Here is a 21085-nt window from a genome sequence, read left to right on the forward strand (position 1 = left end):
CGTCAGACATCGGGGTCGGAAGCGAAAGGTTGAATCGACGCGGTTGCAAAGCCCCGACCATGGCTGACGAGGAGGAAGCAGACGCAGAACCCGCCGTCGAGCTCGGCGAGGGCCAGCCCGTCGAGGGCGCACCGCTCGCACGAGTCACGTCCCGCCTGACCTGGCCCATCAAGAAGAGCCGACTGGAGACCCTCGAGGGCGACGCCGTCATCCGGACGCCCGACGGGCCGACCGAACTCTCCGCGGCGCTCGAAGACGTGGACATCACGTACTTCGAGAAGCGCCAGGAGTTCGAGGAAGCCGTCCGCGACGTCGTCGGTCGCGGCCCCGTCGCGACCGCGGACGAGTAGAGCCGTGTCGAGCCAGGACGCCGGTATCGTCACCACGGCCGTCGACTGGCTCCGTCCCAGACTGGCGTCCCTGCGCTGGTCGCGTCTCTCCTGGACCGCGAAGTCGCTCGTCGTCGGCGCGGCCCTCTCGATACTCTGGATGACGTTCCACCAGCCCGGGCTGGACCAGCGGCTCGTCGTCGACGGTCTCATCTTCTTCTGCGGGCCGATGGCCCTCGCGGCGTACTACGGCAAGGACATCGGCTACCGTATCGACCGCACCGCGGTGCGAAACGCCGCACTGCTCGCGCTGTTCGTCTTCCCGTTCTACCTCGTCGGCTCGTCGCTGCCGTCGATCCGTGCGTACTATCCGATGTGGGCGACGGCCGCCGAACTCCGCGAGCCCGGGGCCTTTGCCGCCCACGCCGCCAAGCAGTTCGCGCTCGTCGTCGCCGTCGAGACGTACTACCGTGGCTTGCTCTGTGTGGGCGTCGGCGAACGATTCGGCATCAAGGCCGCGTTCATCAGCCCCGTGATCTACGCGGTACATCACATCGCCAAACCCCCGATAGAGCTGCTACTCTCCGGGCCGACGGACGTGCTGTTCGGCGCGGTCGACTACAAGAGCGGCTCCATCTTGCCCTCGGTCTTCGCCCACGGGGCCGGGCTGGTGCTGCTCGACTGGCTGGTCATCCACGACCCGGTCATCCCGCCGGAGACGGTGTCCAGCTGGCTGGAGTGGTTGCCCTTCGCGCTGTAGCATACGTTTTTGTCCGTCCGCACCGCCTGTCGAACTATGGCACTCGAATCCAACGACGACAGCGACGTCGAACTCCAGACTCCGAGCGACGACGAGATCGGCAAGAAGCAGGCCACACTCGAGATGGGACACGAGGAGGCCATCGAGCACGTCCGCGAGGCGTTCGCCGAGGCTGGTTTCGGCGTCGCGGTCGAGTTCTCCGTCTCCGACATGCTCGCCGAGAAGATCGGTGCCGACCGCGACCCGTACTACGTCCTCGGGGCCTGCAACCCGGAGATGGCCGACCGCGGGCTCGACATGAGCCCGGAGCTCGGCGGACTGATGCCGTGTAACGTCGTCGTCTGGGAGGCGGAGCCCGGTCGACAGCACGTCTACCACGTCTCGATCATGAAGATCGCGCCGCTGCTGGGGATGGCGCCACAGGACGAAGACTGGGAGGAGCTGATCGCCGACACCGGCGAGCTCGTCGAGGCCGCGTTCGAGAACCTCGACAGCGCCTGAGCGCGGTCGTCGCGAGTCGCTCTTCTAGAAGTCACCCAGCGAACTCTGGACGCCGGCGACGAGGTCCGACTTCCGGCGGAGCCGGTTGTATGAGACGGGGAGCCGCTGTGCGATGGTGCGGACCGCACCGTGGAACGTCTCCGCCTCGCCGTGCTCGCCGGCGAGCGAGTCGTCCAGGGCGTCCTCGTCGACACTGTGCCACGGCGTCCCGTCGAAGGCGTTCCGGACGCTCTCGCGCACCTGCCAGACGCCGACGGGCGCCCAGTAGTCGTCGCTGACCTCCCGGAGCACGAGGCATTTCGCCTGCCGGCCGCGCTCTGCGAGGTGTTCGAGGACGCCGAGGCGGCTGGCGTAGTACGCACCGGCGGTCTCGTCGACGTAGCCGGTGCGGCCCTCGTATCCCTCCGAGGCACTCCCCATCCAGATGTCGCCGGTCGGGTCGGGGTTCCAGACGCTCCCCGGCGCCTTCATCTCGACGAGTTCGAACTCCCACTGCCCGGGCGCGAGGACGACCCAGAAGCGGTTGCCCATGTACTCGTTCATCCGGACCTCGACGCTGTCGACGCTCGGGGCGTGCCGGAGCTGACCGCGGAGGTACTGGCCGATGGTGTCGTCGACCGCCGTGATGGACCAGCGCGTCGGGACGAGCCGGCGGTTCTCGCCCTGGCCGAGCGCGCCAGCGGAGAGGACGCGGTTGATGTCGTACACGTCGAGGCCGCGCCGGTAGAGGTACGTCATCGCCCCCTGGGCCTGCCAGTCGTCGTCCTCCAGCGTCTTCTTCACCGGACGGGGGACGTAGGGGTTCTCGGTGAGGTCGACGGAGGTGGCGCTGGCGCTCGGGCCGGTCGGCGTCGCCACGCCCTCGCCTACGTCGAGGTCGAGGTCGAGTTTGCCGTCGAGGCCGATCTCGACGTCCACGGGGTCGCCCGCGATGGCGACCTCGCGCTGGACGCCGACGAAGCCGTCCCAGACGTCCTCGACGTTGACGTTCGCGCGCCGACGGGAGTTGAGCAGGCCGGTGCGCCGCTCGACGACGTCACCGACGCCGAGGCCCTGCTGGTACCACTGACCGTCGGTGACGAAGTCGGTCGGGTCGCCCTCCGCGACGGGCGAGAGCAGTCCGGTCGAGACGTTGGGGTAGTTCGTCCGGCCGACGAAGATGGAGGGTGCCGTCGCTCCGTACAGCGAGTCGCCCTGTACCGTCTCCTCGAACCGCGACTGGAAGTCCTCCAGGTACTCGGTGATGGCGTAGGACTTCTCCTCGGCGAGCTGCCGACGGCGGGCCGACTCGTCGGGTTCCATCCCCTCGATGTAGTCGTCGAGCCGCATTCGAGGAAGATACGGCGAGGACGCGCTTCAATCTGGCGGACAGGCGACACCGAAAACCGCCCGACTGCGACGTGTCGCACAGTCGCTTTCCGCAGTCGGTCCGTGATCAGGACACGCCGGGGGTGACCCCGCCATCGCAGTTAAACCGTCGCGAGGGTCCGCGCCCCCGCGGGGACCGTTCCGGACTCGAACCAGCCACGCTCCTCCCGGCGCAGGATGCGGGCCGGCTCGTACTGGCCGAAGCCGTCTCGGACGTCCATCGTGCCGGCGTACACTGTCCCGTCCTGCACAGCCCACGAGATGACGAACGACTCGTTCTCGCCGGGGTACGGGTACCGCTCGACGGTCCCGTCGTCGGCCACCTCGAACAGCGCGCCACCCGGGGCCACGGGGCCCCACCCGTTGGCGCTCGCGTAGAGCGTCCCCTCGTGGCTGTGACTCTCACGGAAGTAGTTGAACCAGAAGTCGCGGAAGTCGGTGTCCTGCCTGAGCCAGGTGCGACCGGCGTCGTCAGTCCGATAGAGCCCGTTCCCACAGGCGGCGACGTACTCGTCTGCTCCGAGCGCGAGCAGGTGGTGGACGTCGTCGTGGACGCCCGCGGAGCGGGCAGACCAAGTCTCGCCGCCGTCGACACTCAGGTAGACGCCGCCGGGCTCGATACCGACGGCGAGCCGCTCGGGTGCGTCCTGATGGACCGCCATCGTCCGGACGCTCGCGTCGTCACCGGGCGCACGGTCGCGCCAGCGCTCGCGGTCGGGGAGCGACTGGAGGGCGTCGAGCTCGCACCATCGTCGGTGGAGAGGTGGACGGCAGCGTGGTCGGTCCCCACGTACCACCGGTCACTGTCGGGGCTGACTGCCGTCGCGACCACGGCACCCGGGAACTCGGCGACGTGGTCCCAGGTGCGGCCGTCCGTCGTCCGGTAGAGCCCGGTCTCGGTGGCCGCGATACAGCCGTCCTCGACCGCGTGAAGCCGATGGATGGTCGCGTCCAGCTGTCGCTCCGGACCCGTCCCGTCCTCGTTGAGGGCGAAGAGGCCGTCGAAGGTTCCGACGAGTAGCACCATCGTGGAGAACATCGGTCGGCCACTCGGTAAGCGTTGTGTCGCAGGGTCCGGTCAGTCGGGGCTGCCGGCGTGGTGGTCGAAAGAACGGGCAGGTGGCGGTGTGGGCCTAGCTGTGGATACCCATCGCTTCGATCTGCTCCTGGTAGCGGTTCCGGATCGTGACCTCCGTCACCTGTGCCACGTCGGCGACTTCGCGCTGCGTCTTCTTCTCGTTGCACAGCAGCGAGGCCGCGTAGATCGCGGCGGCGGCGTAGCCGGTCGGCGACTTGCCGGAGAGCAACCCCTTCTCGGCGGTCGTCTCGATAATCTCGTTGGCCTTGGTCTGTACTTCTTCGGAGAGTTCGAGTTCGGAGCAGAAACGGGGGACGTACTTCTTCGGGTCGACGGGGCGCATCTCCAGGCCGAGTTCCTGGGAGATGTATCGGTACGTGCGCCCGATCTCCTTCCGCTCTACCCGCGAGACCTCCGAAATCTCCTCGAGACTGCGCGGGATACCCTCCTTTCGGCAGGCGGCGTAGAGGGCGCTCGTCGCGACGCCTTCGATGGAGCGGCCACGGATGAGGTCCTCGTTGAGCGCACGCCGGTAGATGACCGACGCGACCTCGCGGACCGAGCGTGGGACGCCCAGTGCGCTGGCCATCCGGTCGATCTCGCTGAGCGCGAACTGCAGGTTCCGCTCCCCCGCGTCCTTGGTTCTGATGCGTTCCTGCCACTTGCGGAGCCGGTGCATCTGGCTCCGCTTCTTCGAGGAGATAGAACGGCCGTACGCGTCCTTGTCTTTCCAGTCGATGGTCGTCGTCAACCCCTTGTCGTGCATCGTCTGCGTTGTCGGGGCTCCGACGCGAGACTTCTCCTGGCGCTCCTGGTGGTTGAACGCTCGCCACTCCGGACCGGGGTCGATCTTCTCCTCCTCGACGACGAGCCCGCAGTCGTCGCAGACGAGTTCGCCCCTGTCGGAACTCTTGACCAGGTTCTCGGAACTGCATTCGGGACACTCCCTCACTCCCTCCTGCTCGTCCGACGTCTCGGTCTCGGTTTCTCGCTCCCGCTGGCGGGTGGACCGTGTCATCGCACTTTTATAGTAGTATATCCCAAACACTTAAACCCTCGGTGGATATCTGTCGGCTGTTACGGGGACACAACCCGGTGGAACGAAAGTAATCGCACGACTGCGTGATGTGGTTTTATCTGACACAAAATCGGAATCAGAACCGTTATACCCGAGGTTCGGTGACCTTCGGTCAATGCCGGTCATCGAGTGCGACGTCGAGGCGGCCCGCGAGACCCTGGAGGCTGCCGGGGCCACGGTCACCGAGGGGAACACCGACCACGAGCGCTGGCGGGCGGAGTACGGGGATGCCTCCGCCGTCGCGTACGACGAAAAGGTCGTCATCCAGGGGGGCCGCCCGGCGGACATCGAGGCCCTCCTCACTGACGGGAGCGGCCGCGCCCACTGCTACTTCGACGGTGCGTCACGCGGGAACCCCGGTCCGGCCGCCGTCGGCTGGGTCGTCGTGACGAGCGACGGTATCGCCGCCGAGGGTGGCGAGCGTATCGGGAACGCGACGAACAACCAGGCCGAGTACGAGGCGCTCCTGCGGGTGCTCGAGGTCGCCGTAGACTACGGCTACGACGAGGTCGAGATCCGTGGAGACTCCGAACTCATCGTCAAGCAGGTGCGCGGAGAGTACAACGCGAACGACCCGACGCTCCGGGAGAAGCGGGTCTCGGTCCACGAACTGCTGTCGAATTTCGACTCCTGGACCATCAGCCACGTCCCCCGTGAGATTAACGAGCGCGCGGACGAACTGGCCAACGAGGCTCTCGACGAAGCCTGAGAAGACGTGCCAATGTCAGAGAAAGATAACACTTCGAGTGGTGACATAGCGGCGGACGAGCAGCACGGAACCGAACTTCCCCGGTCGGTCGTCGAGCAGGCCGAGCGGCTGTCCCGCCTCGCGCGAGAGACCGTCGACGACGCGGAGGCCGAGGCGTACCGCGAACGGCGGGCCGAGCTCGTGGACGAGTTCGACTACGCAGCGCGCGTCCGGCACGACGACGAGGCGACGCTCGTCTGCCATCCCCAGGAATGGCTCGAGGACGGCGTCGTGCAGATGGACCGAATCGAGGACACCGACCGTGCGGTGGAGATTCCACTCTCCGGGCCCGGAGACCCCGACGAGTGGCGCGCTGTCGACCGGCACAACCGAGAGCTCGTCGAGCAGGTCCGCGAGGACCACGGCGAGGTACACGGGCGGAACGCGACGGCGTTCGCCGACTTCGCCGGGAACCACTACGCGAAGCCCGTCGAGTCACTCACCGAGACGGAGATGGAGGAGTTCCTCGACGAGTACTTCCCGCGCAACGCGTGGCCCAGCGAGGAACAGACAGAAGTCGTGGAGCGGTCGCTCGAACTGGTGTACGAGACGGCAGGAGAACGGGTGCCCGGGTCGTAGTCCGCCTCCCGCGTCGACCGCAAGAGCCGCAGTTCGGTCGTTACTCGAGGATGGCCCGGATGTCGTCCGCACGCTCTTCTTCGGTCGCAATGTTCTCGAGTGTCCACTCGACCTGGTCCATGACCGCGTCGTAGCCGTCCTCGGTCAGCTCGTACTGGTTCGTGCGCTTGTCCAGTTCGCTCTTGTCGATGAGCCCGAGCCCGACGAGTTCGTCGAGGTTGGGGTACAGGCGGCCGTGGTTGACCTCGGTGCCGTAGTACTCCTCCAGCTCCCGCTTGATCGCGAGCCCGTACATGGGCTCCTTCGCCAGAATCACGAGGATATTGTGCTGGAACGCGGTGAGTTCGCGTGCAATGCCCTGCTGACCGGTGACTGTTTGTGCCTCTGACATGGTTACATTAATGTCATCGAGCTATTTAACACTTCTCAACTATTCGTTGTATTCGCAGCTATTTACGTTTAGTTGTAGTGAGTAAAGAATCAGACAGCGTCCAGTTCGGATCGAAGGTGCGAACGGTGATTAGGGGGTCGGTGAGAGCCCCACGTTCCGGCCGAAACCGTGCGAAACGGACCTACGATATCGAGACGAAAGGACTTTGACCCGGCCAGTCCCACGCCGGAACGTATGACGAACCTCTGGGAAGACCTCGAGACGGGTCCGAACCCGCCGGAAGAGATCTACGCGGTCGTCGAGTGTCTGAAGGGCGAGCGGAACAAGTACGAGTACGACAAGGACGTCCCTGGCGTCGTCCTCGACCGAGTCCTCCACAGCAACGTCCACTACCCCTCCGACTACGGTTTCATCCCGCAGTCGTACTACGACGACGAGGACCCGTTCGACGTCCTCGTCCTCGTGGAGGACCAGACGTTCCCCGGCTGCATCGTCGAGGCGCGCCCGGTCGCCCTGATGAAGATGGACGACGACGGCGAGCAGGACGACAAGGTCATCGCGGTCCCGACGGAGGACCCGCGCTACGACCACATCGAGGATCTCGAGGACATCCCGCAGCAGCAGCTCGACGAGATAGACGAGTTCTTCGCGACCTACAAGAACCTCGAGGAGGGCAAGGAAGTCGAGACGCTGGGCTGGGAGGACAAGGCCGCCGCGAAGGAGGCCATCGAGCACGCGATGGACCTCTACGAGGACGAGTTCCAGTAACGACACCGAGGCCGACACAGTTCTTGGTTTCACCGGTGTATCGGACGACCAGGAAGCGGCGCGACCCCCGCGGGATACACACCGGTTATGCGAGGCTATCGCACGATAAATTATGAGCATGGGTAATCTTATCCGGGTTCCTGCCGTAACTCCACCCGTGATGGCTACCAACACCACGACTCCCACGACCGACCACCACGAGGACGACGACGAGGACGCGACGGTCGGGCTCTCGCACGTCACAGTCGTTCCCACGAACTTCGAGCGGGACGACCGGTAGCCGTTCTTGCCGCCATCGACGAGCGCCGGCGGCGCTACAGGTGAAAAGAAGCTTCTTGTATCCATCACCAGTACGGTGAGCTATGGGTCTCTTCGATAGGTTGCGCGGTGACGACGCCCCACGCGTCGCTTTCTTCGGTATCGACGGCGTGCCGTACAGCCTCGTCGCCGACAACGAGGACGTGTTCCCGAACCTCAACCAGATCGCTCGCGAGGGCAGCGCCGCTGCCATCGAGAGCATCGTTCCGCCGGAGTCGAGTGCGTGCTGGCCGTCGCTGACCACCGGCGTCAACCCCGGTGAGACGGGTGTCTACGGCTTCCAGGACCGCGAGACCGGTACCTACGACACGTACGTGCCGATGGGCGACGACGTGCAGGCGAAACGGCTCTGGGATCGCGTCCAGGAGGACGGCCGCGACGCGACCGTCCTGAACGTCCCCGTGACGTTCCCGCCACAGCGGAACGTCCAGCGGCAGGTATCCGGCTTCCTCTCCGTCGACGATATGACGAAGGCGGCACAGCCCGAGGAGCTACAGGAGTACCTCGACTCCATCGACTACAACCTCGACGTGAACGCCAAGCTCGGCCACGACGACGACAAGTCCGCGTTCGTCGAGAACGCCCACGAGACGCTCGAGAAGCGCTTCGAGGCGTTCGAACACTACGTCCAGAAGGACGACTGGGACCTCTTCTTCGGCGTGTTCATGACGACCGACCGGATCAACCACTTCCTGTTCGAGCACTACGAACGCGACGGCGAGTACAGCGAGGAGTTCCTCGAGTTCTACCGCACGGTCGACGAGTACATCGGGAAGCTCCGCGACGCGCTCCCCGACGACGTGACGATGCTCGTCGCGTCCGACCACGGCTTCACCACCCTCGACCACGAGGTCCACCTCAACGAGTGGCTCCGCCGCGAGGGCTGGCTCTCCTTCGACAGCGACGAGCCCGGAGCGCTCGACGACATCAGCGACGAGACGCGCGCCTACTCGTTCATCCCCGGCCGCGTCTATCTCAACCTCGAGGGGCGCGAGCCGCGCGGCAGCGTCCCCGAAGAGGAGTACGAGGCGGTCCGCGACGAGCTCAAGGCCGAGCTCGAAGCCCTGGAGGGACCGAACGGCGAGCCGGTCGCCGAGCGCGTCGTCGAGAAGGAGCAGGCGTTCCGCGGCGACCACGACGCCATCGCGCCCGACCTCGTCGTCATCCCGAACCACGGCTTCGACCTCAAGGCCGGGTTCAAGGGCCACGACGACGTGTTCGGGAAGGAGGCGCGCAACGGGATGCACAGCTTCGACAACGCCGCGCTGTTCGCCGACGACGCCGACGTGAGCATCACCGACGCGGACCTCTACGACATCACCCCGACCATCCTCGACCTGATGGACGTCGACTACGAGCGCAGCGAGTTCGACGGCGGCTCGCTCGCCTGAGCCCTGTCGGAACGTTTTTGCGACGATTCCACCAACGAACGGTCATGGCGCCGGGCGACGACAGTGACTCCCAGGGAAACGCCTCCGCGATAACCTCGCTGCTCGTCCTCGGAGCGGGATTGCTCGGCCTCTTCCTCGGCGTGCCGAACTGGTGGCTCATCTTCGTCATCGGCTACACCGTCGTCCTCCCCATCGTCGCTATCCTCTTCGACGAGGACGACGGGACCGAGGTGCTCGACGAGACCGACCGTCGGACGGCGAACACGCCGAACGGACGGACCGACGAGCGAGTGCCCGACTCGAAGCGCGACGCGCTCGAGACGCTCCGGCAGCGCTACGCGCAGGGCGAACTCTCCGAGGAGCAGTTCGAGAACAAGCTCGAGAACCTGCTCGAGACGGAGACGCTGGAGGACGCCCGTGCCAGAATCGACCGCACTGGCGAGGCGCGACCGAACGACGACCGCGAGCTCGAACGCGAGTAGCTCAGAACAGGTCGTCGAGCTCGTCGTTCTGGAAGGCTGCGGTGTGGTCGACCTGCTCCTGTTCCTCCTGTGCCTCCCTCGCGCGCTCCATGAACTCGTCGATGCGCGGGGAGCGTTCGACGCCGCCGAGCAGCACCAGCGCGGCGATGCGGTCGGAGTCGAGCGGGAAGTCACCGCCGCGGACCTGGAGGCTGCCGGTCTGGTCCTCGACCCAGCTCCGGGCGCGCTCGACGCCCTTGCGGGGGATGGCGTCCGGCCGACCGGCGACGACGAGGAGGGCCGCGTCCGCCGTCACCGCGTCGGGGAGGCTCGTCCCGGTGAACAGCGCCGAGCGCGTGATGCTCGTTACCGCGTTGATGTTGTCCTCGGCGTCCTCGCCGCCGGCCGCGCTGGCGTAGCCGACGCAGGCGATGCCGCCCTCGCGCAGCGTGTTGATGATCTCCGAGGAGTCGACGACGGACTCGCCGACGCCCTCGACGTTCTCCCCGGAGGCGAACAGCAGGCCGATGCGCTGGGCGATGTTCCGGTTGATGGTGTCGAAGGCGGCCTCGACGGACTCACCGGCGTCGTGCCAGGCGTCGTTGTCGACGAGGATGGTCGAGTCGGCCTCACGGACGATGGTCTTCAGCGAGCGCCCGGCGTTGGCCTGATACATCGAGCCCTCGCCGCGCCCGGGGAGGACGCCGAGCGTGTAGACGGGGACGTCGTAGACACGTTTCAACTCGCGGACGAGCACGGGCGCGCCGCCGGACCCGGTGCCGCCGCCGAGCCCGGCGACGACGAAGATCGCCTCGGCCTCCGCAGTGATCTTCCCGTCGAGGCCGTCCATCACCTCGATGGCGTCCTCCTGCATCACCTCGGCCCCGAGCTCGTTGTCACCGCCGACGCCGTGACCGCGCACGCGGTCCTGGCCGATGAGCTGTGTCTCGATGTCGAGCGTCTGGAGGTCCGTCTCGGCCGTGTTCACCGCGAGCGCACCGCGGACGGCGTCGAAGTCCATCTCGTAGTCGAACTCGGCCAGGGCCTGTGTGAGCTTCCCGCCGGCCTGGCCGACACCAATCAGGACGACTTTCATGTCGGAACTCTCCGTGGACGACGGGTGTAAACGTTCCGACGAATCGTTTTTGTGGGATGCCGCGGCCAGAGCGGTCATGCCCGACGCCCTCGACGACAGGCTCCGCGCCGTCGAACGTGCGCTGGACGGCTCAGACGACCGTGCCGCGAGCGTGACGACACCGCCTGACGAGGCGAGCACCCCTCGGCAGTCGGCACCGCCACACGCGAGAGACGGCGACCAGTTCGACGACCTCGAGTCGCGCCTCGACGCAGCCGAGACGGCCATCGCGGACCTCGAAGCCGCGGTCCAGGCGCTCCGTGGCTACGCCGGCAAGGTCCGGTCGGTCGACGAGCGGGTCGAGGAGCGTGCCGACGCTGCGCTCGCCGCGGTCGAGACGTTGGAGAACCGCGTCGACGAGTTGGAGTCGGCGTCGACGCCGGTGCCAGAACGCCGGGACGCCGGTCGCGACGAACCCTGTCCCCACTGTAGTGGCCAGCGCGACGACGGCCCGCAAGCCGAGGAGCCGCCAGCCGGGGGTCGACGCGAGCGGACGCTCGACGCCGGGTGGCCGACCTCGCCCGCACCGCGCTTCGAACGCGAGGACGACAGCGACCCGACCCCGGGGGTGCTCGCCCGGCTCCGGGAGCGGCTGTGACGCGAGTCGTCCTCGCGGTCGCCGTCACGCTCGCCCTGTTCGCCGTCGCCGCCCCCGCCGCAGCCGAGGCCCGCGAGTACCGGAGCGACCGCGTCGTCGCCACGGAGCTGACGACCCTCGAACGCGCCGGGACGGCACTGCTCGACAGGGAGGACCCGACGCCGGACCCAGCGACCGGCGCACGCCGATTCGTCACGCTCCGGGTGCCGGGCGAGAGCTGGACGACGGCGCGCGTCGACTGGGTCGCACTCGGCGGCCGGCCCGGCTCCGCGACCCCCGACCCGCACCTCGTCGCGTACGCGGTCACCGGCGGCGAGCCTCGAACTATCGAGCTCCCGTTCCCGCTCCGCACCGGCGGCGAGGGGCCGCTCGTGCTAGAGGGCGGCGGGCACCACGAACTCCGACTGTCGCTCGCGCCGAACGGGGTCCGTGTCCAGCGAACTGGAGTTTAAACCGGAACGGGCGGCCAGAGTCGGCATGGAAGTACTCCGTTCGCTGCTGACCGACGATCAGGAGCGCTGTGGCTGCCGGCCCACGTTCGAGCCCGACCGGCTGCTGGTCGACGCGAGCGACTGCGACGGGCGGGGGGACCTCGCGACCGAGCAGGACTGCCGCGCCACCGTCGTCGGCGCTCTCGCCTCGCGCGACGCCGACCGCGTTGTCTGTCGGGCCGACGGCCTGGACCGCGCCTACGAGGACGACGCCGCGGCGCTGCTCGTCGCCGCCGGGCGCTTCGCCGAGACCGTCGCCCACCGCGACCCGGCCCTGGCCGAACGGGCGGAACGGGACCCCCTCCGTGCGGCAGCTGACGCGGAGGCTCGCACCGGCCAGGTCGCCGATGCGGCCGCCGAGACGGGCCTCGCACTCGCCGCAGAGCGTGCCCGCGAGTTTACGTCGACAGATTCGGAGCACAGCCCGTACGAGGCAGTCCTCCGGCCGTACGTCGGCCCGTCACTGGCCCGTGCCAGGGTCGCTGCGACGCCACCACCGGGCGCGACGCTGCTCGGAGCCCGCGAGACGGACACGGACGCAGCGGTCCGCGAGTACGAGGATACAGCCGGACGACGTCGCTACCACGTCGAGCCCGCCGAGCACCGGCTGGACGGTGCGAGCCTCCGGACGCTCGACGCCGCCTACGAACGGCTCGCGTCGGGCACCCGGGAGACGGACGGAGGCGGCCAGCGGGCACCGGGACGGGCCGTTCGTACCGTCGCAGGGGACGACGACCCGGTCGAGACGCTCTCGGCGGTCCTGCGGAAGCACACCCGTGGCTACGGCGTGCTGACCGACTGCTTCGCCGACGACGCGGTCTCGGACGTGTTCGCCTCCGCGCCGGTCACCGGGACACCGCTCCGGGTCACGGCCGACGGCCACACGATGCCGACGAACGTCCGACTGACCGCGGACGGCGCGGCGGCGCTCGCCTCGCGCTTCCGTCGCGAGAGCGGCCGCGCGTTCTCCAGAGCCAGCCCGACGCTCGACGCGACGGCGACCGTCGCCGGCACCCAGGTCAGGGTCGCGGGGGTCACCGAGCCGGTGAGCGACGGCTACGGCTTCGCATTCCGGCGCTCGGGGACCGAGGCGTGGACGCTTCCACGGCTCGTCGCGGTCGACTCGGTGACGCCGCGAGCCGCCGCGGTGCTCTCGCTGGCCGTCGAGCGTGCTGCCGCGACGCTCGTCGCCGGGACCCGCGGCGCTGGCAAGACCACGACCCTCGGCGCGCTGCTCTGGGAGCTGCCCGTCGAGACGAGAACCGTCGTCATCGAGGACACGCCCGAACTCCCCGTCGCGAGCCTGCAGACACACGGCCGGGACGTGCAGGCACTCCGGACCGCGACTGACGACGGGCCGAGCGTCGCCCCGGACGAGGCACTCCGGACCGCACTCCGACTGGGGGAGGGTGCCCTCGTCGTCGGCGAGGTCCGCGGCGAGGAGGCCCAGGTGCTGTACGAGGCGATGCGCGTCGGCGCGAGCGGGAGTGCGGTGCTGGGGACCATCCACGGCGACGGCGGCGCGGACGTCCGAGAACGCGTCGTCTCGGACCTCGGCGTGCCGGTGTCCTCGTTCGCCGTCACCGACCTCGTCGTCACGCTCCGGCCGCTCGACACTCCTGATGGAAGCGTTCGGCGCGTCTGCCGCATCGAGGAGGTCCGCGCCGTCGGGGACGACGGCGTCACCTTCGCGCCGCTGTTCGAACTCGACGGCCGCACGCTCGAATCCACGGGGCGCATCGACCGTGGCGAGAGCCAACTCGTCGCGACGCTCGCTCGTCCCGGCGAATCCTACGCAGACGTGCGAACGCAGGTGGTAAAGCGCGCCGACGCCATCGCCTCGCTGGCCGAGGACGGGCGGACCGGTCCCGAAGCGATGGCACCTGTAGCGGGTGGACGGCCGTGAGCACCCTGGTCGCCGCAGCCGTTCGAGCGCTGGCCCGTGGCTACCCGTGGCCGGTCGAGCCGAGCGACGACCTCACTCGAGCACTCGGCTTTGTCGGAAGCGACCTCGACGCCGCGACGGTCGTCCGGGCGGGCTACGTCGCCGGCACGCTGGCGGCACTCGCCGGCACCGCCGCCGCAGTCGTGCTCTCGCTCGCGTCGATGACCGTCCCGCTGGTGGCCGCCGCCTCCGGGCTCGCAGCGACACACGTCGTCCACGCTACCCCGGGAGCACTGGCCAGGGCTCGCCGGACGGCAGCTCTCGGCGATGCACCGGGCCTCGTCGGGCGTGCCGTCCTGCGGATGCACGTCGAACCGGCCGCCGAGCGTGCCGCCGCCTTCGCCGCCGAGACCGACGACGGGCCGTTGGCGCGGAGCCTCGCGGCCCACGTTCGAGGTGCCCGCGGCGGGCCCGGCTCCGGGCTCGGCAGCTTCGCTGACGAGTGGGGCGAGGAGTTCCCCGCGCTCCGTCGAGCCCTCCACCTCGTCGACGCGGCCGCCGACGCGCCGTCGGGGGAGCGAGGACGGAGCCTCGACCGGGCGATGACCGCCGTCACGCGCGGGACCCGCGACCGGATGGCCGAGTTCGGTGCCCGCATCCAGGGGCCAGCGACCGGGCTCTACGCTTTCGGCGTGCTCCTGCCGCTCGCGCTCGTCGCCGTGCTCCCCGCAGCACGGGTCGCCGGCGTCCCGGTCACCGTCGGCGCGCTGGTACTGGTTTACGACGTGGCGCTCCCCGGGTGCCTGCTCGCCGCGAGCGGCTGGCTGTTCACCCGTCGTCCGGTGGCGTTTCCGCCACCGTCGGTGCCGCGCTCGCACCCCGACGTGCCCGACCATCCAGGGCGCGCGGTCGCCGTCGGACTCGGTGCCGGCCTCGCGAGCGCGGCGCTGGCAGCTGTCGTCGCACCGGCGTGGGCGCCACCGCTGGTCGGCGTCGCGATGGGGGCCGGCGTCACACTCCTCGTCCGCTATCGCCCCATCGCGGCGGTCAGGGACCACGCGCGGGCCGTCGAGGCGGGCCTCGTCGATGCACTCTACCTCGTCGGCCGACGCGTGAGCGAGGGGACCGCCGTCGAGTCGGCCGTCGAACGGGCCGCCGCGGAGGTCGAGGGCGAAACCGGTGCGACCTTCGCCACGGCCGCCGACCGCCAGCGCCAGCTCCGCGTCGGCGTCGAGCGCGCGTTCCTCGGCGACCACGGCGCGCTCGCGGACGTACCGAGTCCACGGGCGAGGGGGACCGCCACCCTGCTCGGCCTCGCTAGCGAGGAGGGCGCGCCGGCGGGGCGGGCACTCGTCTCGATGGCCGACCACCTCGCCGACCTGCAGGCGCTCGAACGCGAGTGCCGGCACGACCTCGCCCGCGTGACGGGCACGCTCGCCAGCACGGCGACGACGTTCGGCCCGCTCGTCGCCGGTGCGACCGTCGCCCTGGCGGCGGGGATGGGCGGCGACGCCGGCGGGGGAGCTGCGGCAGGACTCGGTGGCCGAGGTGGAGGAACAGCGAGCAGTGCCACAGGCGTCCCGCCGCTCCCGACGGCCGAGCTCGGCCTGGTCGTCGGGATATACGTCTGTCTGCTGGCGGTCGTCCTCACCGTTCTCTCGACCGGACTCCGCCACGGTCTCGACCGCGCCCTCGTCGGCCATCACGTCGGCCGCGCGCTCCCGACCGCCGTCTGCGTCTACGTCGGAAGCGTCGTCGCTGCGGGCGTCCTCGTCTGAGGGTTCAAGTACGAACACGCGGCCAGAGTCGGCATGTTCGACGCACCACCCGACGCCTGGTACACCTGTGTCGCCGTCGCGCTCGCCAGCGTCGCCGTCACCGGCGTCGCGACGGACCTGCCCAGCCAGCCCGCACCTGACGCGGCCGCCGCCGCGAACACCGTCGACGCCGTCGCCGGCTCGACCTACGCGAGCGCCGCCGAGCATCCCCTCGACGCAGACCGGGTCCGGCTCCGCCCGCAGCGGCTCGCGCTCCGGACCGACGGCGAGACGAGCCACGCGACGTTCGCGTTCGGGCCCGTCGTCCCCGTCGGCGACGATCCCGCGCTCGCTCGAGTCGCGCGTGGCGTCCCCCCGGGGCGGGCGTTCGCCTCGCTGACCGCCTTCGAGGCGGCCATCGAGACCGCAAGAGAGCGTGGGAGCGCCGCCGGCTGGCGTCCTGCGGCCGACCGACTCGTCGTCAGACATCTCGAATGGGGTGACGTGGATGTCACACTGGTCGACGCGTAGGGCGCAGGTCGAGCCGACCGCCGCACTCGTCGCCGTCTTCGCCGTCGCGGTCGGGCTCACTCTGTACGCCGGCGCGCTCGACTCACTCCCTGCCGCCGAGGACTCGCGCCGGGTCGCGGAGCCAACGCTCTCGCGTGTCCACGAGTCGCTGACCGCGAGCGGTGTCGCCGATCCCGCCGAGCTGTCCGATACGCTCGCGGCCGGCCCGGACGGCTACCACGTCGCGGTGACGCTCGCAGCCGACGGCGAACGCTGGCGCGTGGGCCCGGCAGCCCCGCCGACCGCTGCGACCGCCGCGCGCCCGGTCAGCGTCCGTATCGCGGCGGGCGTGGTCGTGTCGGGCCGGCTCCGCGTGGAGGTGTGGTCGTGAGTCGCCCCACCGACAGCGGCGATGCTCGCGCCGTCAGCACGGTGCTCGACGTGGCGGTCTGCCTGCTGTTCGTCACCGCCGCCGTCGGCGTCCTCACGACGGGCGACCGACCGGTCCCGGACGACTCGAACAGCGCCGACCACGCGGCCTCGTTGCTCGGAACGACGACCGCGACGGTGCATTACGGGACGAGTGGGGGTGGTGGCACCACCCCCGAACGCGCGACCGCCGCGTGTCGACCGGCCACCGGCGAGACGCGGCCCGATGGCTGTCGAACCGCCCACGGGACCGTCGCGGACCTCCTCGCCCGTGCCGCAGTCGCCGACGTGGCCGACAACGAGAGCACGGACCCCTCCCAGTTCGAGCAGGGCATCCGGAACGCGACCCGGCATCGCCTCGCGGGAATCCACGCCGCCTGGCAGGTCGTCGTCACGTGGCGGGCGTACCCCGACGCACCGCTCGGTGGGCGCGTGACGGTCGGCGACGACCCGCCACCGGGCATCGACGCCCACACCGCGACGCTCCGCGTGCCCGTTGCGGAGGGGACCCCCCGTGCTCGCGCCGATGGGGACGCAGGGACCGTCGATGCAGTCGCACGGCGAGCCGCGAGCGCGACGGTCACACGCCTGTTCCCGCCCGAACCGACCCGACTCGCACTCGTGGCCGGCTCGCCGGCAGACCGCCGGACTGCCGGACGGTATCGCCGGACTGCGGCCACACTGGGTGTCGGACTCGACGGTGCTGTGGGCGACGGCTCGGTCAGGCGGGCGAACGGTATCCTCGTCGAGGCGCTCGCAGCACGATACGCGGGCGACCTCGACGCGAGAACCGACGAACCCGCCGACGCCACGGCGCTGGTCTCGGTCGAGACTGCCACGGTCACCGTCAGGACGTGGTCCGCGTGAGACTCGCGGACGACGAACGGGCACGCGTCCCGTTCGCCATCGTCGGCGTGCTGCTGCTCGTGAGTAGCGCGACGCTCGCGACGACGTTCCTCACGCGGCCGTCCGGCGGTGCCGAGGCCGACGGCGACGCCGCGATGGAGCGCGCCGACGCCGCTGTGACGACGGCCCTCCGGGCGGCGGTCGACCGCGCGGCCCGGAACGCGGCCGCCGATCCGGTCGTCACTCCCGCGAACACGACGTACGGACGGGTGCTGAACGAGTCGCGGGCGTTCCGTGACGCGCTCGAACTCCGGGTGTACCTGCAGGCACGCCGGGCGCTCGCCGGCGTCGATGCCAGCGCCGGGGACGCACGGGTGACGGCCGACCTCCCGGCAATCGGTGGGCCGGCCGACGCGCGGGCCGCCATCGAACGTGTCTCGCTCGCTCGGACTGGCAACGGGACGGTCTCCGTGGCCATCGCGAACGTCTCGGTGTCGCTCTGGCGGCACGACCGCTTCGTCGACCGCCGCACGAGGACGGTCCGGTTCACGGGCTCAACGCCGGTGCTGGTCGCCCACGACCGGGTGACCGAGTACCAGCAACGGCTGAACCGCGGCCCGACCGAGGGACGTGGGCTCGGACGGCAGTTCGCCTCGCGGCTGTACGCCTGGACGTGGGCCCGCGGCTACGCACAGTTCGGCGGCCTCCCGGTCGACAACGTCCTGGGGAACCGGCACGTCTCGCTGTCGGCGAACGAGGCCGCACTCGCCACCCAGCGCGGCGTCTTCGGCACGAGCGACGATGCCGGACGACGGGCCCTCGGCCGTGCCCGCGGCCGGCTGCTGGCACAGGAGGCGCTCGATCAGACACCGGGCGAGACCGGCATCAGTCCGGCCCAGTGGACCGATCTCGTCCTCGGGGAGCCGGACGGCTCGTTCGGCGACGCAACCCCCGACGTGTCTCCGGTCCCCGAGACGGGTACCCCACCGACGACGCACGATGACCCCGTGACGGTCGGGGTGAACGAAAGTGCGCCACAGGCCTTCCGCCGGCTGCTCGACGGCGAGGACGGGCCGACCCTCGAACAGGTCGTCCGACGGACCTACAGCGCGTCGGTGCGGGTCCACGCGGCTTCGAGGCAGGTAGCCGCGGAGCCAGCGCTACCCGCGATACCACCCGGGCAGGGCTGGGAGCGACGAGGGCGTCGCAGCACCCGAGCGGTGACGGTCGACACCGGCTCCGCACCGGTTCCCCCGCGCGCCTCTGGGTCGACGCGGTTCCTGACGTTCGAGCGAGTCGTTACTGTCACCGAGACGACGACCACGGTCTGGGTCCGGGGCGGGAACCGCACCGAGACCGAGCGTACGTCGAACCGGACGTACCGGATCGGCGTCGCCGTCGACGCGGCACCCGCCGCGCTCGCACCGGGCTCCGATGGCCGCGTCGCGGGTGCGTTCGAGCCGGGCGGCGTGCTCGGCGGGGAGACACCGTCAGCGGTCCGCCAGCGCGTGCGGTCGGTCGTCGCCGACCGCGGCGGCCCGGACGCCGTCGCCGCCGCGGCCGCGAGGGGCCAACTCGACGAGTCGCAGACGGTGGTCTTCGGTACCCCGTCTGAAGACGCTACCGAGACGGCGTATCTCGCTGCGGCGGCGCTGCGGGACCGGACGCGGAACCGCTCGGTGACGACGACGCGTGGCGACCTCGTGACGACCGCGACCCCGGCCGCCTCGTTGGCCGACGGCATCGCGGCCGACCGTCCCGAACTCGTCTCGGCGGCCGACCCGTATCGGAGTGTCTCGGCCCGGCTCCGGACCGCCGCCCGGGTCGCCTACCTCGACCGGCTCCACGACGAACTCGAATCGCGTGCCGACGCGACCGCCCGGAGCCGCGACGGGGCGGACGAGGCCCTCTCGGACCACGGCCACTCGCTCGCCGAGGCCGACGCGACGATGGACGCGAGCGCGAACACCAGCAACCGGGCTGCCCCGGCCGTGGGGAGCGACGGGCCGGCGGGTCAGCTCTCGTTCGAGGTGGCTGCTGCCCCGTCGTACCTCGTCACGAGCGAGCTCGACACCGACCGTGCGCGAGCAGTACGGGCGGACGGCTCCGCACCGCTTGCCGCACGCAACCTGAACCTGTTCACAGTGCCGTACGGCGAGGCCGCCGACACCGTGACTCGACAGGTCGACGAGGGGGCCAGCGGCGACCGGGTCGCGCTCGCGACCGGGAGTCCGGTACTCGCCGCGATGGAGCACGCCGGCCGTGTCGCCGAGAACGCCAGTGCACGTCAGCGCCGGGCGCGGCTCCGTGACGCGGTCGGCAGGTCGCTGGCGAGCGTCCGAGCGCAGGTCGCGACCGACCTCGCGACCAGTACCGCGCTCGCGTACCCCGAGGCGGACGCCGCCGTCGTCGCCGCGTACGGGCGGTATTCGACGGACGCAGAGCGAGCGGAGGCAGTCGTGAACGGGTCGCTGGTGCCCCACATCGCCCGCGAGGCCGCGGACCGAATAGCGGCCGGCGGCGGCGGTGGGGCGGCTCCGAGCGCCCGACAGCGCGACGAGCTCCGTCTCAGGACGAGGACCGCGCTCCGTACCGCCAGGCAGTCCGAAGCCGCGCGGCTGCCGCAGGGCCCGGTCGGGGACGCGAGCCGCTTCCTCCGCGACCGACAACGGAGCCTCGTCTCGGCCGGTGCACAGTCGGCCCTCCAGAACGGCGTCGAGGGGTATCTGAACGGCAGCAGCGACGAGGAGGTGCCACACGCGTTCTCGGGCGTCCCGCTGGTCCCAGTGTACTCGTGGGTCGTCACGACGAACGTCTGGGTGGTCGAGGTCCGCGGGACCTACCCGCGGTTCGCCGTGCGAGCGGATAGGGGGACGCCAGCGACGCCGGGCGGGTTCGACTACAGCCGGGACGGTGCTCCGGTCGCGTTCGACGTGAACGGCGACGGCACCGCCGAGCGAGTCGGCCACGCCGACCGCGTCGCGTTCGAGAACAGCGTCGCCGTCGTCATCGGGGTGCCACCCGGCAAACAGGGTGTCGGGGACCGGAACGGCGTCGCGGACGAGCACACCGGTGGCTGGCCCTGTCCCAGTCCCGACCGCTGGCCGGAGGCGACCGGCACGGAGGGAGCTGAAAACGCGTCCGATTGCAGCACTGACTTGTACACGCCGGGCCGAACGGACCACCATGTTCCACGAACACCGGACCGACGTGTCGGGACAGTCGCCACCCGAGCTGGAAGCCGAGTACGCGGCCGCCCTCGCCGCCATCGTCGAGGACCACGGCGTGGACGCCGTCGTCGAGGAGACCGACCTGGACCGGGCGCTCGTCGAGTCCCTCGCTCACAAGGAGATTCCGGACGAGCTGACACTGGAGCAGGCCGCGGCGGTCCAGGCGCTGGCCGACGGCGTCGCCGACGCCGACACCGTCCACGAGATGGCCTGCGAGCACCTCCTGCTCGGGATGACGACCGGCGTCCTCGACATCGACGCCGTGACCGCGGAGCTGCCGCTGAAGCTGGAGGCCACGGAGGTCCAGCAGAAGATCGAGCGCCGCGCCCCGATGACGTTCCGCGAGTTCGTCCACATCCAGTACGTCATCGCGACGCACCAGCCGTAGCTGGGCCGGCTGCAGACGACAGTGCCCGACACCGAATCGCCTAACC

22 protein-coding genes are annotated in these 21085 nt (G+C 70.0%); 16 read left to right on the plus strand and 6 right to left on the minus strand.

What is annotated here, in order from left to right; all coding sequences use genetic code 11:
• Positions 1 to 59 precede the first annotated feature (59 nt).
• The 3 genes from NO978_RS07250 to NO978_RS07260 all read left to right on the plus strand — a co-directional run bounded on the left by NO978_RS07250 (position 60) and on the right by NO978_RS07260 (position 1590).
• On the plus strand, positions 60 to 350 hold the full coding sequence (locus NO978_RS07250) for a DUF5789 family protein (protein ID WP_257298882.1): 291 nt from the start codon (positions 60 to 62) through the stop codon (positions 348 to 350).
• A gap of 139 nt (positions 351 to 489) precedes the next feature.
• On the plus strand, positions 490 to 1089 hold the full coding sequence (locus tag NO978_RS07255; protein WP_369684125.1) for a CPBP family intramembrane glutamic endopeptidase: 600 nt from the start codon (positions 490 to 492) through the stop codon (positions 1087 to 1089).
• Between the two features lie 36 nt (positions 1090 to 1125).
• A complete protein-coding gene (locus tag NO978_RS07260) occupies positions 1126 to 1590 on the plus strand; it encodes a DUF302 domain-containing protein (protein WP_257298884.1) in 465 nt (154 codons plus the stop codon).
• A 24-nt stretch (positions 1591 to 1614) separates the two neighbouring features.
• Here NO978_RS07260 and nreA read toward each other — a convergent pair whose 3' ends face one another.
• The 4 genes from nreA to NO978_RS07280 form a co-directional block, all read right to left on the minus strand.
• On the minus strand, positions 1615 to 2919 hold the full coding sequence (gene nreA / locus NO978_RS07265; RefSeq protein WP_257298885.1) for a DNA repair protein NreA: 1305 nt from the start codon (positions 2917 to 2919) through the stop codon (positions 1615 to 1617).
• A gap of 140 nt (positions 2920 to 3059) precedes the next feature.
• Positions 3060 to 3620 (minus strand): hypothetical protein, encoded by a 561-nt coding sequence (locus NO978_RS07270; protein ID WP_257298886.1) that lies wholly within the window; start codon positions 3618 to 3620, stop codon positions 3060 to 3062.
• The gene (locus tag NO978_RS07275; RefSeq protein WP_257298887.1) at positions 3554 to 3985 is read right to left on the minus strand and encodes a hypothetical protein; all 432 of its coding nucleotides are present in this window, start codon (positions 3983 to 3985) and stop codon (positions 3554 to 3556) included. The genes NO978_RS07270 and NO978_RS07275 overlap by 67 nt, the downstream gene beginning before the upstream one ends.
• Before the next feature lie 106 nt (positions 3986 to 4091).
• On the minus strand, positions 4092 to 5054 hold the full coding sequence (locus NO978_RS07280; protein WP_257298888.1) for a transcription initiation factor IIB family protein: 963 nt from the start codon (positions 5052 to 5054) through the stop codon (positions 4092 to 4094).
• Between the two features lie 175 nt (positions 5055 to 5229).
• On the opposite strand from NO978_RS07280, the gene rnhA reads away from it, so the two are divergent.
• On the plus strand, positions 5230 to 5823 hold the full coding sequence (gene rnhA, locus NO978_RS07285) for a ribonuclease HI (protein ID WP_257298889.1): 594 nt from the start codon (positions 5230 to 5232) through the stop codon (positions 5821 to 5823).
• 12 nt (positions 5824 to 5835) lie between these two features.
• Positions 5836 to 6441, plus strand: a complete 606-nt coding sequence (locus tag NO978_RS07290) for a rnhA operon protein (RefSeq protein WP_257298890.1) — start codon at positions 5836 to 5838, stop codon at positions 6439 to 6441.
• Between the two features lie 40 nt (positions 6442 to 6481).
• Here NO978_RS07290 and NO978_RS07295 read toward each other — a convergent pair whose 3' ends face one another.
• Entirely contained in the window at positions 6482 to 6832 is a 351-nt protein-coding gene (locus NO978_RS07295) for a PadR family transcriptional regulator (protein ID WP_089731436.1), read from the minus strand.
• Between the two features lie 234 nt (positions 6833 to 7066).
• Between NO978_RS07295 and NO978_RS07300 the strand changes: the two genes are divergently transcribed.
• From NO978_RS07300 to NO978_RS07310, 3 genes are all read left to right on the plus strand, one after another.
• Positions 7067 to 7600 carry an inorganic diphosphatase gene (locus NO978_RS07300; RefSeq protein ID WP_257298891.1) on the plus strand — a complete coding sequence of 178 codons (534 nt, stop codon included), beginning with the start codon at positions 7067 to 7069 and terminating at the stop codon, positions 7598 to 7600.
• Positions 7601 to 7962: 362 nt separating this feature from the next.
• Entirely contained in the window at positions 7963 to 9309 is a 1347-nt protein-coding gene (locus tag NO978_RS07305) for an alkaline phosphatase family protein (RefSeq protein ID WP_257298892.1), read from the plus strand.
• 44 nt (positions 9310 to 9353) lie between these two features.
• Positions 9354 to 9791: an SHOCT domain-containing protein gene (locus NO978_RS07310; protein ID WP_257298893.1), complete on the plus strand. Its 438-nt coding sequence runs from the start codon at positions 9354 to 9356 to the stop codon at positions 9789 to 9791.
• A gap of 1 nt (position 9792) precedes the next feature.
• On the opposite strand, the gene NO978_RS07315 is transcribed toward NO978_RS07310, so the two are convergent.
• Complete coding sequence (locus tag NO978_RS07315; RefSeq protein WP_257298894.1) at positions 9793 to 10866, minus strand: tubulin/FtsZ family protein; 1074 nt, start codon at positions 10864 to 10866, stop codon at positions 9793 to 9795.
• A gap of 76 nt (positions 10867 to 10942) precedes the next feature.
• Here NO978_RS07315 and NO978_RS07320 point away from each other — a divergent pair, with 76 nt between their 5' ends.
• The 8 genes from NO978_RS07320 to NO978_RS19935 all read left to right on the plus strand — a co-directional run bounded on the left by NO978_RS07320 (position 10943) and on the right by NO978_RS19935 (position 21039).
• Positions 10943 to 11503 carry a hypothetical protein gene (locus NO978_RS07320; RefSeq protein ID WP_257298895.1) on the plus strand — a complete coding sequence of 187 codons (561 nt, stop codon included), beginning with the start codon at positions 10943 to 10945 and terminating at the stop codon, positions 11501 to 11503.
• The gene (locus NO978_RS07325; protein WP_257298896.1) at positions 11500 to 11955 is read left to right on the plus strand and encodes an ABC transporter; all 456 of its coding nucleotides are present in this window, start codon (positions 11500 to 11502) and stop codon (positions 11953 to 11955) included. The genes NO978_RS07320 and NO978_RS07325 overlap by 4 nt, the downstream gene beginning before the upstream one ends.
• Before the next feature lie 25 nt (positions 11956 to 11980).
• Complete coding sequence (locus tag NO978_RS07330) at positions 11981 to 13900, plus strand: ATPase, T2SS/T4P/T4SS family (protein ID WP_257298897.1); 1920 nt, start codon at positions 11981 to 11983, stop codon at positions 13898 to 13900.
• The gene (locus tag NO978_RS07335; RefSeq protein ID WP_257298898.1) at positions 13897 to 15657 is read left to right on the plus strand and encodes a type II secretion system protein; all 1761 of its coding nucleotides are present in this window, start codon (positions 13897 to 13899) and stop codon (positions 15655 to 15657) included. The genes NO978_RS07330 and NO978_RS07335 overlap by 4 nt, the downstream gene beginning before the upstream one ends.
• A 33-nt stretch (positions 15658 to 15690) precedes the next feature.
• Positions 15691 to 16167, plus strand: coding sequence for a hypothetical protein (locus tag NO978_RS07340; RefSeq protein ID WP_257298899.1), 477 nt, complete (start codon positions 15691 to 15693; stop codon positions 16165 to 16167).
• Positions 16145 to 16537: a hypothetical protein gene (locus tag NO978_RS07345; RefSeq protein WP_257298900.1), complete on the plus strand. Its 393-nt coding sequence runs from the start codon at positions 16145 to 16147 to the stop codon at positions 16535 to 16537. The genes NO978_RS07340 and NO978_RS07345 overlap by 23 nt, the downstream gene beginning before the upstream one ends.
• On the plus strand, positions 16534 to 17442 hold the full coding sequence (locus tag NO978_RS07350; RefSeq protein ID WP_257298901.1) for a hypothetical protein: 909 nt from the start codon (positions 16534 to 16536) through the stop codon (positions 17440 to 17442). Before NO978_RS07345 ends, NO978_RS07350 begins: the two co-directional genes overlap by 4 nt.
• 3165 nt (positions 17443 to 20607) lie before the next feature.
• On the plus strand, positions 20608 to 21039 hold the full coding sequence (locus NO978_RS19935) for a DUF5791 family protein (RefSeq protein ID WP_369684126.1): 432 nt from the start codon (positions 20608 to 20610) through the stop codon (positions 21037 to 21039).
• Positions 21040 to 21085: the final 46 nt, after the last annotated feature.

It is taken from the genome of Haloarchaeobius sp. FL176, assembly GCF_024609245.1.
In the GTDB taxonomy this organism is placed as follows: domain Archaea; phylum Halobacteriota; class Halobacteria; order Halobacteriales; family Natrialbaceae; genus Haloarchaeobius.

Bases quoted from the DNA above. Each gene is read 5' to 3' on its own strand.
- NO978_RS07310 (WP_257298893.1), top strand. From the start codon at position 9,354: ATGGCGCCGGGCGACGACAGTGACTCCCAGGGAAACGCCTCCGCGATA.
- nreA (WP_257298885.1), bottom strand. From the start codon at position 2,919: ATGCGGCTCGACGACTACATCGAGGGGATGGAACCCGACGAGTCGGCC.
- NO978_RS07300 (WP_257298891.1), top strand. From the start codon at position 7,067: ATGACGAACCTCTGGGAAGACCTCGAGACGGGTCCGAACCCGCCGGAA.
- NO978_RS07255 (WP_369684125.1), top strand. From the start codon at position 490: ATGACGTTCCACCAGCCCGGGCTGGACCAGCGGCTCGTCGTCGACGGT.
- NO978_RS07330 (WP_257298897.1), top strand. From the start codon at position 11,981: ATGGAAGTACTCCGTTCGCTGCTGACCGACGATCAGGAGCGCTGTGGC.
- NO978_RS07305 (WP_257298892.1), top strand. From the start codon at position 7,963: ATGGGTCTCTTCGATAGGTTGCGCGGTGACGACGCCCCACGCGTCGCT.
- NO978_RS07280 (WP_257298888.1), bottom strand. From the start codon at position 5,054: ATGACACGGTCCACCCGCCAGCGGGAGCGAGAAACCGAGACCGAGACG.
- NO978_RS07250 (WP_257298882.1), top strand. From the start codon at position 60: ATGGCTGACGAGGAGGAAGCAGACGCAGAACCCGCCGTCGAGCTCGGC.
- NO978_RS07260 (WP_257298884.1), top strand. From the start codon at position 1,126: ATGGCACTCGAATCCAACGACGACAGCGACGTCGAACTCCAGACTCCG.
- NO978_RS07315 (WP_257298894.1), bottom strand. From the start codon at position 10,866: ATGAAAGTCGTCCTGATTGGTGTCGGCCAGGCCGGCGGGAAGCTCACA.
- NO978_RS07320 (WP_257298895.1), top strand. From the start codon at position 10,943: ATGCCCGACGCCCTCGACGACAGGCTCCGCGCCGTCGAACGTGCGCTG.
- NO978_RS07295 (WP_089731436.1), bottom strand. From the start codon at position 6,832: ATGTCAGAGGCACAAACAGTCACCGGTCAGCAGGGCATTGCACGCGAA.
- rnhA (WP_257298889.1), top strand. From the start codon at position 5,230: ATGCCGGTCATCGAGTGCGACGTCGAGGCGGCCCGCGAGACCCTGGAG.
- NO978_RS07270 (WP_257298886.1), bottom strand. From the start codon at position 3,620: ATGGCGGTCCATCAGGACGCACCCGAGCGGCTCGCCGTCGGTATCGAG.
- NO978_RS07275 (WP_257298887.1), bottom strand. From the start codon at position 3,985: ATGGTGCTACTCGTCGGAACCTTCGACGGCCTCTTCGCCCTCAACGAG.
- NO978_RS19935 (WP_369684126.1), top strand. From the start codon at position 20,608: ATGTTCCACGAACACCGGACCGACGTGTCGGGACAGTCGCCACCCGAG.
- NO978_RS07345 (WP_257298900.1), top strand. From the start codon at position 16,145: ATGTCACACTGGTCGACGCGTAGGGCGCAGGTCGAGCCGACCGCCGCA.
- NO978_RS07340 (WP_257298899.1), top strand. From the start codon at position 15,691: ATGTTCGACGCACCACCCGACGCCTGGTACACCTGTGTCGCCGTCGCG.
- NO978_RS07290 (WP_257298890.1), top strand. From the start codon at position 5,836: ATGTCAGAGAAAGATAACACTTCGAGTGGTGACATAGCGGCGGACGAG.